Consider the following 12,321-nt stretch of genomic DNA (forward strand, 5'->3'; position numbering starts at 1 on the left):
CCATCGATGATGCCGAGGGCTTCCTGTCGCGCATGCGCAATGCCGGCGCCGTCTTTCTCGGCCGCCATACGCCCGAGGCGATCGGCGATTATGTCGGCGGTTCCAACCACGTGCTGCCGACAGCCCGCTCGGCCCGGTTCTCGTCGGGCCTGTCGGTCCTCGACTTCGTCAAGCGCACCTCGGTGCTGAAGCTCGGGCCGGAGCAGCTGCGCCTGCTGGCGCCGCCGGCGATCGCGCTCGCCCAGGCGGAAGGGCTCGACGCGCATGGCCGCTCCGTCGCCATACGGCTGAACATGTAGGCCGACATGACGGGCTCCGATCAAACCCGCGCCAAGCTGATCGATGTCGAACTCGATGAATCGATCGGCCGTTCGACCCCCGATGTCGAGCATGAGCGGGCGGTGGCGATCTTCGACCTGATCGAGGAGAACAGCTTTCAGCCCGTCAACGACAGCGGCACCGGTCCCTACCGGTTGAAACTGTCGCTGGCCGAGCAGCGCCTGGTCTTTGCCGTGGCCCGCGAGGACGGCACCGCCGTCGTCACCCACATCCTGTCGCTGACGCCGCTCAGGCGCATCGTCAAGGATTACTACATGATCTTCGAAAGCTATTACGACGCCATCCGTTCCTCGACGCCGAGCCATATCGAAGCGATCGACATGGGTCGGCGCGGCCTGCACAATGAAGGCTCGCAGACGCTGATGGACCGGCTTTCCGGCAAGATCGACATCGACTTCGATACGGCGCGGCGGCTGTTCACGCTGGTCTGCGTGCTGCACTGGCGGGGCTGATCCTGGTATCCGGCGCCCTGCCCCGCTCGATCCTGTTCCTGTGCGGCATGAACGCGGTGCGTTCGCCGATGGCCGAACAGCTGACGCGCCGGATGCTGCCCGCCACCATTTTCGTCGCCTCGGCCGGCGTGCGCGCCGGCGAGCGCGATCCGTTCGTCGATGCCGTGCTCGCCGAGGACGGCCTTTCGCTGGGCGAGCGTCATCCAAGGACGCTGGATGACCTGGAGGACGACTATTTCGATCTGATCGTGACGCTGGCGCCGGAGGCGCACCATGCTGCGCTGGAGCTCACCCGCTCGCTCGCCGTCGAGGTCGAATACTGGCCGACGCCGGACCCGACCGACGCCGGCGGTACGCGCGAACAGATCATGGCTGCCTACCGCGACGTGCGCGAGCGGCTGAAATCGCGCATAAGCCGACGTTTTCTGCTACCGGACGCAAAAAACGCGGCGGATTAAGCGTGTTCACAAATGGACGATTATCATATAGGTTCCGCCGAAATTCCGGCTGGAGTCGGATGATTTCAGGTCTGTTCGACCTGAGATTTGAATCCGCCGGAACCGCCATCCAAGCAAAGGTATCGAATGCCGAAGGAAGAAGTCCTCGAGTTTCCGGGTATCGTGACGGAATTGTTGCCCAACGCGATGTTCAGGGTGAAGCTCGAAAACGAACACGAGATCATCGCCCATACGGCCGGCCGCATGCGCAAAAACCGCATCCGCGTGCTGACCGGCGACAAGGTTCTGGTCGAGATGACGCCATACGACCTGACCAAGGGCCGCATCACCTACCGCTTCAAGTAAGATCAAGCCCGGCCGGTTCGCGATGAGCATTTTGCAGAAGCTGGTGCTTGCCTCGGGCTCGCCGCGCCGCATCGAACTCTTGCAGCAGGCCGGCATCGAGCCGGACCGTATCCTGCCAGCCGATATCGACGAAACGCCGCTGCGCGCCGAGCATCCGCGCTCGCTGGCCAAGCGGCTGTCGAAGGAAAAGGCCGAGAAGGCGTTCGCGTCGCTGAAGACGGAGACCGACTACGCGCCAAGCTTCGTGCTGGCCGCCGACACGGTGGTTGCTGTGGGGCGGCGCATCCTGCCAAAGGCCGAGACGCTCGACGACGCCGCCAATTGCCTCGGCCTGCTGTCGGGACGCGCGCACCGGGTCTATTCCGGCATCTGCCTGATCACGCCGGGCGGCAAGCTGCGCCAGCGGCTGGTCGAGACACGGGTGCGTTTCAAGCGGCTGCCGCGCGAGGAGATCGACGCCTATGTCGCGTCCGGCGAATGGCGCGGCAAGGCCGGCGGGTACGCCGTGCAGGGCCTCGCCGGTTCCTTCGTCGTCAAACTCGTCGGCTCCTACACCAATGTCGTCGGCCTGCCGCTCTACGAAACGGCGGCGCTGCTTTCAGGCGAAGGCTTCAAGATCCATCAGAACTGGCTGTCCCCACGGCCATGAGCCTGGACGACAAGGTTACGCCGCTGCGGCCCAGGCGCCCTTGCCCCGAATGCGGCAAGCCGTCGGCGCGCGAGACCTACCCGTTCTGCTCGAAACGCTGCAAGGATATCGACCTCAACCGCTGGCTGAGCGGCGCCTATGTCATCTCGGCCCGCGACGACGAGGACGAGCCCGACGCCGACGAGCCGAAATAGCCGGCTCGGCCCGGCGATCAGGCAGCCTCGGTCGTCCGCGTACTTGTTGGGGCAGCGCGGGTTCAATGAATATGTCGATTTTTGCGGCTGATCTTTGCGCGGACCATGCCGATGCAACAGGGCGCCAACGTGCTGTCTCCATCGAATCCGGCTTCGGCTCGCTCAGCGCCTTCAACAAATCGTTCTGCAAACTGGCCGGCATCACGCCATCGGGCTTTCGCAAAAGCGTAGCTGGTGCCAGATAGCCGAGGGCCGCGTGGAAACCGCTAAATCGGCGGCATTTCTTTTCCTGCCGGAAATCCACATCTGGGCGCTGGACAGGCGGGATTCCCATGCTATAACCCACGCGCTTTCACGGGACGCCCACGGCGCCCCGGAAATCCGGAGCACGAGTTTTCGTTAGCCGGAACAGGCCCAGATAGCTCAGTTGGTAGAGCAGCGGACTGAAAATCCGCGTGTCGGTGGTTCGAATCCGCCTCTGGGCACCATTCCCTCTCTTCCCGAATCTTCCTTTTGCCGAAGCTCATACGCTGGAGCTTCTCCAACCGGCTGAAATCGTTAATCTTTTCGCGACAGTCGACACAGTTGAGCGCGATTGAGCGATCTCGGGCGCATTTGGTCCAACGGGGCGCGGGGATGGTATTTCCGTTGGTATTGGACATCCTGATGGTATCGACGCAGCCAAAAGGAGACCCAACGAAATGGCCCTTTCTGACGTGAAATGCCGAAACGCTCGCCCAGCTTCCAAAGTCGTGAAACTGTCTGACGGTGGCGGGCTCCAGTTATGGGTTCAGCCCGGTGGATCTCGCCTTTGGCGGCTCGCCTATCGCTTTGACGGCAAGCAGAAGCTCCTGGCGTTGGGCAGCTATCCTCTCATCTCTCTCGCAGAGGCACGCCAAGCGCGCGATGACGCTAAGCGTCTCATGCTGGCAGGCATCGACCCCGGACAGCAACGCAGTTTGCGCAAGGCTGAATCGGCAAAGGATTCCTTTCGCTCAATTGCGCATGAGTATGTCGAGAAGCTGAAGAAGGAAGGGCGTGCCGACCGAACGATCAGCAAGGTGAAATGGCTGCTCGATTTTGCCTATCCGACCTTCGGTGACAAATGGATTCGAGAGATCGATCCAGCAACCGTCCTTACGGCCCTCCGTGGGGTGGAGGTTCGCGGTCGATACGAGTCGGCCAGGCGACTGCGCTCTACCATCGGCACCGTGTTTCGATACGCAATCGCCACTTCACGCGCCGAGGCGGATCCAACGCCCGCTCTGAGAGGTGCACTTATCAGCCCAACGGTCACGCCACGTGCAGCCATCACCGATCCGAAGGCCTTGGGCGGCTTGCTGAGGGCAGTCGATGCATTTGACGGCCAGCCCACAACCCGAGCTGCCCTGAAGCTGATGGCGCTGCTGTTTCCCCGCCCCGGCGAGCTACGCGCGGCCGAATGGCATGAGTTCGATTTCGAAAGCTCGGTGTGGATTATTCCTCAAGCACGCATGAAAATGCGACGGCCGCATCGCGTACCTCTTTCGAGACAGGCCATTAGTGTCCTGACCTCGCTCAGGGAAATCTCTGGCGGTGGATCATTGTTGATTCCTAGTGTCCGTTCGAGTTCGCGTCCGATTTCCGACAACACGCTCAACGCTGCCTTGCGCCGTATGGGCTACGGCAAGGAAGAGGTTACCGCACACGGTTTTCGAGCAACGGCGTCAACTCTACTGAATGAATGCGGCAAGTGGCATCCAGATGCCATAGAGCGGCAACTGGCCCACATTGAGAACAACGACGTGCGTCGCGCCTATGCCCGGGCAGAGCATTGGGAAGAGCGCGTCAAGATGATGCAATGGTGGGCCGACTATCTGGATGAACTCCAGAGCAAAAGGGCGCGTGCGAACGCCTGATTGCTATTGCTGCATTTATGGGTAGTTGTTCTTTTTAGGGGTCGGCGGTTTAGGCTTTTGGAAAACGATTCCGCAGTTCTTGCGTACGGACGCATCTTCGATCGCCTGCATTTCGCCTTTGAGACGAGCCACCTCTGCCGCGGAGGCGCCGTCGCCACTCGCGAAAAAGAGCGCCGGCCAGAATATGATCACACCAACGGCGACCACCGCCGCGTCCTGACCGGCCTTCTTGTTCTGAACACCTGCGGCCTCTGCTGCCCGGCTGGAAATATTCGTCGCCTCCAGCGCCAGCTGCTCGCATGTTAGATTCTGATAAAGTATCGGCGAAACATAGCTCGCCTGTATCTTCTCTGGCGGTGTTGCACATCCGCAAAGCAATAAACCGGCGCCGAGCGCCGCTTTTGTAATTTTCGCCATCCCCCAAGCCCTCCCAAAGGCGTGGTACGATCAAGCATATTCAAATCCCACGCGCAAGTTTTGAAATAGGCAGCGAAATTGTTTGTTGATTTGCCACAAAACAACGCAAAATTTGGCCATCATCACGAGGTGTTTCCCGACCACCGGCGTTTCCACTGCTCTTCCGTCGAATGACCGTGTTGGGATCGAAGGCAGAAGCATCGCTTTAGGAAGCTTCGCTTGGAAAGTGGCCCTTGCCAGCGCTGGCACCGACCGCTTGGCGCAGAAGGCAATAAACGCAACCGCCTTAAGCTGGCGCGGCCTGATGCCAGCGGCCATTGGCTATCTCATCCCGACATCCAAGTTCCGGCTTAATTCGTAGAGGCGATGAGAAAGCGGTTCACAACTGTTATGTGTCCATCACCACGCGGCAACTTCATGGTTTTCAGAGGCTCTTCCATCGCCCAGAAATTGTGAGCGATCGGGATTGTCAGGAGCGCAAATGTCGCCAGAGCACTCGGAGTGTCCATCCAGCTCGGGAGCTCCGGCTCGCTAGTGTCGTTTGTTCTTGATCAAGTCCTGGTTGTCGGTGGTGGCCTCCTCCACTGATCGGAACGCGCGTGCGATCACGCTGCCGTCAGGCATGATGGCCACTGACAGGAACGGCAGACCGCGCATAGGCGGCGGATAGACGCAATAGGCCGGCGTCGGGTGCTGCGGATTGGCTTTTGGCTTTGTCATTCGGGCGCTCCGGCGTCAAAATGCACTATCGCCTCGACTAGCACTTTATAGAGGCTTGTCACTTCCTCGTCGATCTCGCCACGTTTGATCCCCAGCGCTTTGGCATCGGCGAATAGCTTGTGAGTTAGTTCGTCCACCGAAACCACATCAGCTTTCGCCGTTTGCGGGATGTTGTTACCGATCCAGCGGTCCAGGAAGTCGACACCACGTGTTGTCATCCTCGTTCAACCTCCACCACTTTCAGGTGCGCTTCTTCGTTAAGATGCTAGCGGCCTTTCTTCCAGGCGCTACCGGCAGCTTGGCCTGCATCTGCAACCGCTGTTCTCTAAGCCGTTGCGTCTTCGCCGTCCTCTCGTCACGCTCCATGTCTAGGATAATTCGGCTTTCGCGATCCGCCCTCGCGATTTTCTCCTTGTCGACCACACGAACCATATGCAATCTCCTCTCGCGATGATCGGCAACAATGCGGGGCCATTGGCTCAGTTCCAAAGAAATGAACATGCCGCTCGGCGCCATTTGTTATTGAAGTCGAGAACTCCCCGGTAGGCAGCTCTTCAGCGAATTCCTATCGGATGAGGATTGGCCGTCTTCCAACGCGTTTTCGATCACGTCTGCGCGGGCCCGGAGCGACCATCGATCGACTAGCACATCCTGGCCTCGATCGTGATCAGCCTGTTTAATAACCGAGGAAGGTCGGTTTCTGGAGTTGGTGCCAGCGCCGGGCAATTATATGACCTTGGGAGGCTACCAAAGGGCCGTCCTTAAAAGGAACACCTAGCTTTACCTCCGGGCCGGAATCGGTTTGATTCGCATAATGGGCAAGAAAAGCAAACACCCTCAGGACTCAATTCCCGAATACCAGTTAACTGAAGCGGAGCATTATGCCCGCAAATGCGGGCTTCCAGTCACCGAGGCGTTTGCGCTCATCCGTGAGGCCTATGCTGCCACCGGTAGAGCCAAAAAGAAGAAGCCGAAGAAGCGAATCTCGGCCCTCCCGTTCCGCGAATAGCGTCGTACAAGACAGTCCGAAAGCGTTAGGGTGCTCGTCGAGTTCGCGCTGCGGGCCTCGCGCTGTCCATAACCTCCTAGCCTATAGGCGGGAAGGATACCATTACGACATCGGATTCGGACGGCGGTACACCATGACAAAGGCTCAATGGAGCGGCATGTTTCCGAGCGAATCTACGGAAATGGCTGGACTTTACCGCACCCAACAGGCGCGCTGCCCGACGCACGCGACATCATACGATAGCAACATGAAGGCACTGGAGGAAATCACCAAGCTTATCGGTGTCAAAATTGGCTCTAGTTTTTCCAAATGACCCGATGTCTCCACCCGCAGCACAAGCGCGGCTGATTTGAGGCCGTCTGCTGACTGTCCGGTTCTGGCCGAGAAGTTAAGAAAGCCGACTTTCGGTTAGCGACCCCATTGCTGCCATTCGACCCACCGCTGTCGCCACCCCAAACCTGAAGTCTGTTGCTTCCATCAAACGGCGAACCAGAGGGTTCTAGCTTCTATCGTGTGCATCGCTTTCAGAGTTGGGATGTAGTTCGATATAATTGAATCGATTGACGGAAACCCTTGACCGGGACTAACTCGCCGATTACGTCTCGTGGAGGGAATAACATGCCAACTGAAGAAATACTGATCTCGACGCTGGGCGGACAGATCATTGTCGGCTTGGCGTCCGGTCTCCTATCCTCGCTGATTGTGTTTCTATTGGCTACGTTTGTGAATGACTCGATCGTTCCGTGGTTTCAGAGACGATTTTATCGCGGCTTGTCGGTCAGCGGGATCTGGCGAGGTGATAGGAAAGATGGTGATCGCAACTATGGATTTGCAATAGAAATACGGCAATCAGGATACGCCCTCTCAGGAACCTTCAACGCCATCAATACGAATGCAGACGGGACGCAGACTAATAAATTGTACGGTGTGGCCGGAACGATTGTAAACAACTGTGTTGTGCTAAATTACGAACCTATGAGCAGCCGAATATACGGCGGCGGGTCTTTTGTCTTCCAAATCTACAGCGCTGGGCGCGAATTGAGAGGTGGAATGCTGTACATGCGCACAAAATCCGGCGAGATACAAGCAGTCGATGACTTGATCCTAACCCGCCGGGACGATTGATTGCAATGACGAGCGTATGGGATGAATTTTACCAAAACACTAGTTTTGGCAGTCCTTGCGTACATTATCAGTGGATTATTCACCTATTTGCAAATCGTCCTCGTATATTAGACGTCGGATGCGGTAACGGGAGAAATACGTTGCCCCTAATCCCAATCGCGTCAGAAATAGTTGCAATAGATAGCTCAAAAATCGCAATTGAGCAGTACCGCGGGCGCTTGGGGGGTGCAAGTAATGTTACGTTGATACATGCCGATGCGCTAACACTTTTTGATCTCCATCTTGGAAGCTTTGATCTCGTCTTATGCCACGGGCTTCTCCATCTACTCCCTAGAGGAAGTCAGCATTCATTTGTGCGATTGATCCAGGGATTGACAGGTCATCGGGGAGTCAATGTCGTTGTCGCTATAGATCAATGTGATCCGGCTCCCGCATCATCCCTGACGGCTTCTTACTCGCGTATACCGTTTAGCGAAGTCGAAATAGAGTATCAAAGATGGGAGTGTCTCTTTCATGATCGCACCGTGTTTGAACCCACGGTTTTCTTGCCCAATCGCCGGTCAACGCATCGATCTATATGGAGAAAGCTATGATTGCTGGCGCCGGGTCGCAAACAGATGAATTTTACATGTCAGTTGCCATCGCGCAAGCGAGGCGAGCCATGCGACTCAAAAACCCGCCAATTGGCGCTGTTGTGGTTATTGGAGACAAGCTTGTGAGCAAAGCATATAACTCGAACACCAGCGGACGTACTTGGCTAGGGCATGCTGAGCAAACAGCAATGCGAAGAGCCGCGACGCATCTTCGATTTGCGGGAGAAGTGAGCAAAGAACGGCGTGTCCTGTACAGCACTCTTCAGCCATGTCTAATGTGTTTTTCGACTGCCATTTTCTGTCGTATCGACCACATTGTATTTGGGGCCGCAGATCCTCATTGTGGTCATTCGAACCTAGACATCACCACCACGCCCGATTGGTACAGGAGGCGACTTCCCGGTGCAACCGGCGGCATCTTAGCGGCGGAATGTGCATCACTGCTCGACTCTTATATTCCGACCCCACCATTCGAGGCGGTCGAGGATCGATAATGGCTAAGGTTGGGTTTGTAGGTCTTGGAAAACTCGGGCTGCCCTATGCTGAATACCTCTCAGAGCACCATGACGTTTTAGGGTTTGACGTTAGCGACGTCCAAAGTTCGCGGATCTCATTGGTAGCAAGCCTTCATGTGTTGGCGCGCGAATGCGAAACAGTTTTCGTCTGCGTACCCACACCGCATGAGAGCCGGTATGATGGGAGTTCTCCAATAGCAGAATGCGAGGCCCGGGACTTTGGATACGACCAACTCCGCCAAGTAGTATCTGAAATCGCTCAGTCGAGTCATTCCCCGACCATCATCGTAATCTCGACAGTTCTACCGGGCACAATGAGGCGCGAGATTTATCCGCTATTAGCAGGTGGAACCCTGATTTACATGCCGGCGTTTGCTGCAATGGGAGAGGTCTATCGTGGATTGTCCAGCCCGGACGTGGCGGTTGCCGGCGTGGCGCAAATGGATGGTGCGTCAGAGATACATAAAACTTTGAAACTTCTAGGCGTTAACGCGGAAGTCGTGACTTGGGAGGAAGCCGAGACGATAAAGATACTGTACAATACATTTATTACGCTAAAGATCACATTCGCGAACAGCGTGATAGACATTGCCAACACTGTTGGGAATATCGACTCCGATGTCGTTATTAGACATCTAGTGCGCGCGAAAAGAGTGATATCTGACTTATACATGAAGCCCGGACTGGGTGATGGAGGGCCGTGCCATCCCAGAGACAATATTGCGATGCGGTGGTTCGCGGAACGCTACAAGCTCGGCTACGACCTGTCGGGCTATTTGACAATTGCGCGGGAGCATCAAGCGAGAAACCTGGCGAAGTATGCAGCGAGCTTTCGTGGTAACGTGTTGGTAGTTGGGCGCTTTTATAAGCCCGGTGTGCCGCTTACGGATGGTTCCTACTCATTGCTAGTTGCGCATTACCTTGAGGTTGACGGTAAGCTAGCTGGCATAGTCGAGCCCGACGATTTCCTCTCCGCACCGTTCGCAGAAACGATCATCCTCTCATACAACGATCCCACGATGGCGGCTTTGCCCTTCCGTGCCGGAACGACGATCATAGACCCTTGGCGACAGTTTCGCTTCCACAATACGAGGACCGACTTACACGTTGTCGACTACGGGCTTACCCGAGGCGTTAGTGTGATCAACGACTCGGTCTTTATTCCCGCACCCTCAAGCCTCTGAGATCCGCCAGTGTTCCGATCTATGACCGTTATGAAAGACTCGAGTTGTATGTCCATCTCTAGGCACCACCCTAAAATCTTGTCAGATACCGAGCCACTTCCAATTACATCATCCAATACAATGATCCGGTCATTAGAACTAAGAGTGGGCGCGTAAATATCTCCACCATCAAACGGAGTATCGCTCCATTTTATTTTATCTGTTAAAGGCGTGATATGCGGCCTGAAGATTGTGAGTGAGACTGATAAGTGAAGAGCCAACAACATAGCCCAGGGATTGCCTCCAGGGGCTACTGCGCATAAACGCGATCCATTAGCGACGTGATGCTTCACTATCGGCATTAGGCCATTGAAAACCTCATTAATTAATTCCGGCTCGATGTGATGACCACTTTCGCCGATCGAATAAAGTTCGTAAGCGCGAGCTTTGCCCGAAACGATCGGCGCCCGTTCAATGTCCGCCTCTAGGTATGGGAAATGTGATTGCATATGTCGCGCTCATCTCGCCCTCGGGGCATTCGTTATCACGTAGCACATTCGCCCACCGTCAGTTCAACATTCAGCAATGTGACAAGCGGGGTAGTTTCATCGCGATAGTCGGTGCTCGTCTGACAGTGACGCTGAGCTGGCAACGGGCTTGGAGTGAGAGGACGGCACTGCGTTGTCGAATTGAATGTAGTATTCAGCGGTCTCGTTCGCTGATAGAGGGGCAGCTTTCTCGGCCCGGCCGTCTGCGATCTGCCATTCCGCTTTCCACCCCAGTCCCGACCATCGAGTAATCTCTAACGCATTTAAAAGCGGCCATCCAACAGACTTGGGTGGCCGCTCTACTTCAGATTTCGGTTCGCTCAGCCAAAAGCAGCGCGTCTTCGACGTCGACACCAAGATATCGAACCGTGTTCTCGATTTTAGAATGGCCTAGCAAGATCTGGATGGCTCGGATATTGCCCGTCGCCCTATAGATCATTGACGCTTTCGTGCGGCGAAGCGAGTGCGTGCCGTAATCTTCCGAGCGCAGGCCGATCGCGGTCACCCACTCGTCCACCAGGCGCGCATACTGCCTCGTGCTCATGTGGTGTGCATGATCGACCCGGCTTGGGAAAGCATAGTCCTCCACACTCCCGCCACGGCGTTCGAGCCAGGCCAGCAGGCTGGCTCGAACGTCGCTGGTGATTTCGAATTGGACGGGCCGGCCTGTCTTTTGCTGCACGACGATCGCACGTGTCTTGATCTCCGGGCCGGCCACCACGTCACGAATCTTGATCTTGACCAGGTCGCAGCCGCGTAGCTTGCTATCGATCGCCAGATCGAACAGGGCGCGATCCCGAATTCGTCTCTCGCGATCAAGATAGAAGCGTACGGCCCAGATTTGCTTTTGTGTGAGCGGGCGCTTCGTTCCGACTTGCTTTCCAGCGTTCCAAGCTGCGCGCTCGCGGCTGGCATCATCAAATTGAGAATGACCCATAGGAGTTCTCCTTGGCCGTGATTGGCCAGCGAAGAAACGGCGTTATCAGCCTATGCCTTGGGGCCGTCTCCGGACGGTCAGCTATCGGGTAGCGAATGCCGTGTAGCCGCCCTTCTGCACCCGACCCCGTTGAGGACGTTTAACCCGGACTAGGGAGCACCCGAAAACTGCCTTTCATTCAACACCTGGTTCGACTGCGCGGGGTCGCTAGGCGACTGGCAATTTTCAGATCATTCGACGGACTAACTGACCCTTGAGGGCCGTCCGCCGAGCTTCCGCAATCGGGTTCTGCCTCAAGGAATGAACCCACTGGATTAGCACGCAAAGGTCAGCTATCTTGTTGTGAACAACAAATCGATCGGGGCCATGCGCTACACGCCGAGCCAAGTCCGACATGTGGTCGGTATCACACAGGAAACGCTCCGCCACTGGCGGCGGGCGCTGCCGTCCCTCGGCGGTCTCAAGGGGCACGCGCCTGTGTTCCGGCCTGGGCAATTGCTCGGCCTGGCAGTAGTGCGGGTGCTCGTTGAAGACCTTGGTCTCACCGTTGGAGCGCTACGCTCTGCCGAACGTCACATCTTCGACATCTGCAGTTCGCCCCAGTGGATTCGACTTGCCCAGGGCCATCTCCTCGTGCGCCCAATCGAGGGGCAGGTCAGCTTCGTTGACACGATCTCGGATAGTGATCTCGAGCGTCCGGCGATCTTGCTCCCACTTGAGCCGATCGTCGCTGCCCTCCGCCTAGCGCTTCTCGAAGTCGCGCCCGAAGAGGCTCAGCAAAGCATAGCATTTCCGCCAGTCGATGTGAGCCAACGTCGCGCAGCAGGAAGTGCAAGGCCATGACGCCTGCGATCGCTGCCATTGTCAGCGGATTGGGCGGCCTCGGCTACCCGACCGAAGCGCTCCTCTCCGACTATAGTTTTGCCGACTTCCTTTCGCCGGCCGGTGAAACCCGCCGG

Annotated in this window: 19 protein-coding genes, 1 tRNA gene and 1 pseudogene; 15 read left to right on the forward strand and 6 right to left on the reverse strand. The window is 56.9% G+C overall.

The genetic code is table 11. The features are described from left to right. The 9 genes and pseudogenes from J0I79_RS33090 to J0I79_RS33130 form a co-directional block, all read left to right on the forward strand. Positions 1–299 (forward strand): histidinol dehydrogenase (locus tag J0I79_RS33090; RefSeq protein ID WP_292869742.1); only part of this gene is annotated, 299 nt, incomplete at its 5' end. Positions 300–305: 6 nt separating this feature from the next. After that, positions 306–791 (forward strand): UPF0262 family protein, encoded by a 486-nt coding sequence (locus tag J0I79_RS33095; RefSeq protein ID WP_292869745.1) that lies wholly within the window; start codon positions 306–308, stop codon positions 789–791. Further along, positions 779–1,249, forward strand: coding sequence for a low molecular weight phosphatase family protein (locus tag J0I79_RS33100; RefSeq protein WP_292869786.1), 471 nt, complete (start codon positions 779–781; stop codon positions 1,247–1,249). The genes J0I79_RS33095 and J0I79_RS33100 overlap by 13 nt, the downstream gene beginning before the upstream one ends. Before the next feature lie 126 nt (positions 1,250–1,375). Further along, complete coding sequence (gene infA / locus J0I79_RS33105) at positions 1,376–1,594, forward strand: translation initiation factor IF-1 (RefSeq protein WP_006329283.1); 219 nt, start codon at positions 1,376–1,378, stop codon at positions 1,592–1,594. Positions 1,595–1,616: 22 nt separating this feature from the next. Continuing rightward, on the forward strand, positions 1,617–2,243 hold the full coding sequence (locus J0I79_RS33110; RefSeq protein WP_292869748.1) for a Maf-like protein: 627 nt from the start codon (positions 1,617–1,619) through the stop codon (positions 2,241–2,243). Continuing rightward, positions 2,240–2,437: a DNA gyrase inhibitor YacG gene (gene yacG, locus J0I79_RS33115; RefSeq protein ID WP_292869751.1), complete on the forward strand. Its 198-nt coding sequence runs from the start codon at positions 2,240–2,242 to the stop codon at positions 2,435–2,437. Before J0I79_RS33110 ends, yacG begins: the two co-directional genes overlap by 4 nt. A gap of 81 nt (positions 2,438–2,518) precedes the next feature. Further along, positions 2,519–2,682 (forward strand): annotated as a pseudogene (locus J0I79_RS33120) (AraC family transcriptional regulator); the annotation flags it as partial. 167 nt (positions 2,683–2,849) lie between these two features. After that, positions 2,850–2,925: transfer RNA gene (locus tag J0I79_RS33125), tRNA-Phe, on the forward strand. 213 nt (positions 2,926–3,138) lie between these two features. Then, a complete protein-coding gene (locus J0I79_RS33130; RefSeq protein WP_292869754.1) occupies positions 3,139–4,335 on the forward strand; it encodes an integrase arm-type DNA-binding domain-containing protein in 1,197 nt (398 codons plus the stop codon). A 15-nt stretch (positions 4,336–4,350) separates the two neighbouring features. Here the strand turns inward: J0I79_RS33130 and J0I79_RS33135 are convergent, their stop codons facing one another. The 5 genes from J0I79_RS33135 to J0I79_RS33155 form a co-directional block, all read right to left on the reverse strand. Beyond that, positions 4,351–4,752, reverse strand: a complete 402-nt coding sequence (locus tag J0I79_RS33135) for a hypothetical protein (RefSeq protein WP_292869757.1) — start codon at positions 4,750–4,752, stop codon at positions 4,351–4,353. A 30-nt stretch (positions 4,753–4,782) separates the two neighbouring features. Further along, positions 4,783–5,070, reverse strand: a complete 288-nt coding sequence (locus J0I79_RS33140) for a hypothetical protein (protein ID WP_292869760.1) — start codon at positions 5,068–5,070, stop codon at positions 4,783–4,785. A gap of 213 nt (positions 5,071–5,283) precedes the next feature. Next, positions 5,284–5,472 carry a hypothetical protein gene (locus tag J0I79_RS33145; RefSeq protein ID WP_292869762.1) on the reverse strand — a complete coding sequence of 63 codons (189 nt, stop codon included), beginning with the start codon at positions 5,470–5,472 and terminating at the stop codon, positions 5,284–5,286. Continuing rightward, entirely contained in the window at positions 5,469–5,690 is a 222-nt protein-coding gene (locus J0I79_RS33150) for a hypothetical protein (protein WP_292869765.1), read from the reverse strand. Before J0I79_RS33150 ends, J0I79_RS33145 begins: the two co-directional genes overlap by 4 nt. A 22-nt stretch (positions 5,691–5,712) precedes the next feature. Beyond that, complete coding sequence (locus J0I79_RS33155) at positions 5,713–5,973, reverse strand: hypothetical protein (protein ID WP_292869768.1); 261 nt, start codon at positions 5,971–5,973, stop codon at positions 5,713–5,715. A gap of 313 nt (positions 5,974–6,286) precedes the next feature. Between J0I79_RS33155 and J0I79_RS33160 the strand changes: the two genes are divergently transcribed. The 6 genes from J0I79_RS33160 (at position 6,287) to J0I79_RS33175 (ending at position 9,898) form a co-directional block, all read left to right on the forward strand. Continuing rightward, on the forward strand, positions 6,287–6,481 hold the full coding sequence (locus J0I79_RS33160) for a hypothetical protein (protein WP_292869771.1): 195 nt from the start codon (positions 6,287–6,289) through the stop codon (positions 6,479–6,481). A 133-nt stretch (positions 6,482–6,614) separates the two neighbouring features. Then, complete coding sequence (locus tag J0I79_RS33165; protein ID WP_292869774.1) at positions 6,615–6,794, forward strand: hypothetical protein; 180 nt, start codon at positions 6,615–6,617, stop codon at positions 6,792–6,794. 305 nt (positions 6,795–7,099) lie between these two features. Then, complete coding sequence (locus tag J0I79_RS33170; protein WP_292869777.1) at positions 7,100–7,606, forward strand: hypothetical protein; 507 nt, start codon at positions 7,100–7,102, stop codon at positions 7,604–7,606. 5 nt (positions 7,607–7,611) lie between these two features. Then, positions 7,612–8,199, forward strand: a complete 588-nt coding sequence (locus J0I79_RS35195; RefSeq protein WP_366015681.1) for a class I SAM-dependent methyltransferase — start codon at positions 7,612–7,614, stop codon at positions 8,197–8,199. Next, a complete protein-coding gene (locus tag J0I79_RS35200; protein ID WP_366015683.1) occupies positions 8,196–8,693 on the forward strand; it encodes a nucleoside deaminase in 498 nt (165 codons plus the stop codon). Before J0I79_RS35195 ends, J0I79_RS35200 begins: the two co-directional genes overlap by 4 nt. Beyond that, positions 8,693–9,898 (forward strand): hypothetical protein, encoded by a 1,206-nt coding sequence (locus J0I79_RS33175; protein ID WP_292869780.1) that lies wholly within the window; start codon positions 8,693–8,695, stop codon positions 9,896–9,898. The genes J0I79_RS35200 and J0I79_RS33175 overlap by 1 nt, the downstream gene beginning before the upstream one ends. A gap of 831 nt (positions 9,899–10,729) precedes the next feature. On the opposite strand, the gene J0I79_RS33180 is transcribed toward J0I79_RS33175, so the two are convergent. Continuing rightward, entirely contained in the window at positions 10,730–11,362 is a 633-nt protein-coding gene (locus tag J0I79_RS33180) for a tyrosine-type recombinase/integrase (protein ID WP_292869783.1), read from the reverse strand. Between the last annotated feature and the right edge of the window lie 959 nt (positions 11,363–12,321).

The organism is Mesorhizobium sp., from assembly GCF_017306585.1.
In the GTDB taxonomy this organism is placed as follows: Bacteria; Pseudomonadota; Alphaproteobacteria; order Rhizobiales; family Rhizobiaceae; genus Mesorhizobium.

Excerpts from the sequence above, each read along its gene's own strand:
- J0I79_RS33145 (WP_292869762.1), bottom strand. The coding sequence starts at position 5,472 with ATGACAAAGCCAAAAGCCAATCCGCAGCACCCGACGCCGGCCTATTGC.
- yacG (WP_292869751.1), top strand. The coding sequence starts at position 2,240 with ATGAGCCTGGACGACAAGGTTACGCCGCTGCGGCCCAGGCGCCCTTGC.
- J0I79_RS33150 (WP_292869765.1), bottom strand. The coding sequence starts at position 5,690 with ATGACAACACGTGGTGTCGACTTCCTGGACCGCTGGATCGGTAACAAC.
- J0I79_RS33140 (WP_292869760.1), bottom strand. The coding sequence starts at position 5,070 with ATGGCCGCTGGCATCAGGCCGCGCCAGCTTAAGGCGGTTGCGTTTATT.
- J0I79_RS33095 (WP_292869745.1), top strand. The coding sequence starts at position 306 with ATGACGGGCTCCGATCAAACCCGCGCCAAGCTGATCGATGTCGAACTC.
- J0I79_RS33170 (WP_292869777.1), top strand. The coding sequence starts at position 7,100 with ATGCCAACTGAAGAAATACTGATCTCGACGCTGGGCGGACAGATCATT.
- J0I79_RS33155 (WP_292869768.1), bottom strand. The coding sequence starts at position 5,973 with ATGTTCATTTCTTTGGAACTGAGCCAATGGCCCCGCATTGTTGCCGAT.
- J0I79_RS35200 (WP_366015683.1), top strand. The coding sequence starts at position 8,196 with ATGATTGCTGGCGCCGGGTCGCAAACAGATGAATTTTACATGTCAGTT.
- J0I79_RS33135 (WP_292869757.1), bottom strand. The coding sequence starts at position 4,752 with ATGGCGAAAATTACAAAAGCGGCGCTCGGCGCCGGTTTATTGCTTTGC.
- J0I79_RS33180 (WP_292869783.1), bottom strand. The coding sequence starts at position 11,362 with ATGGGTCATTCTCAATTTGATGATGCCAGCCGCGAGCGCGCAGCTTGG.
- J0I79_RS33160 (WP_292869771.1), top strand. The coding sequence starts at position 6,287 with ATGGGCAAGAAAAGCAAACACCCTCAGGACTCAATTCCCGAATACCAG.
- J0I79_RS33165 (WP_292869774.1), top strand. The coding sequence starts at position 6,615 with ATGACAAAGGCTCAATGGAGCGGCATGTTTCCGAGCGAATCTACGGAA.
- J0I79_RS33110 (WP_292869748.1), top strand. The coding sequence starts at position 1,617 with ATGAGCATTTTGCAGAAGCTGGTGCTTGCCTCGGGCTCGCCGCGCCGC.
- J0I79_RS35195 (WP_366015681.1), top strand. The coding sequence starts at position 7,612 with ATGACGAGCGTATGGGATGAATTTTACCAAAACACTAGTTTTGGCAGT.
- J0I79_RS33175 (WP_292869780.1), top strand. The coding sequence starts at position 8,693 with ATGGCTAAGGTTGGGTTTGTAGGTCTTGGAAAACTCGGGCTGCCCTAT.
- J0I79_RS33130 (WP_292869754.1), top strand. The coding sequence starts at position 3,139 with ATGGCCCTTTCTGACGTGAAATGCCGAAACGCTCGCCCAGCTTCCAAA.
- infA (WP_006329283.1), top strand. The coding sequence starts at position 1,376 with ATGCCGAAGGAAGAAGTCCTCGAGTTTCCGGGTATCGTGACGGAATTG.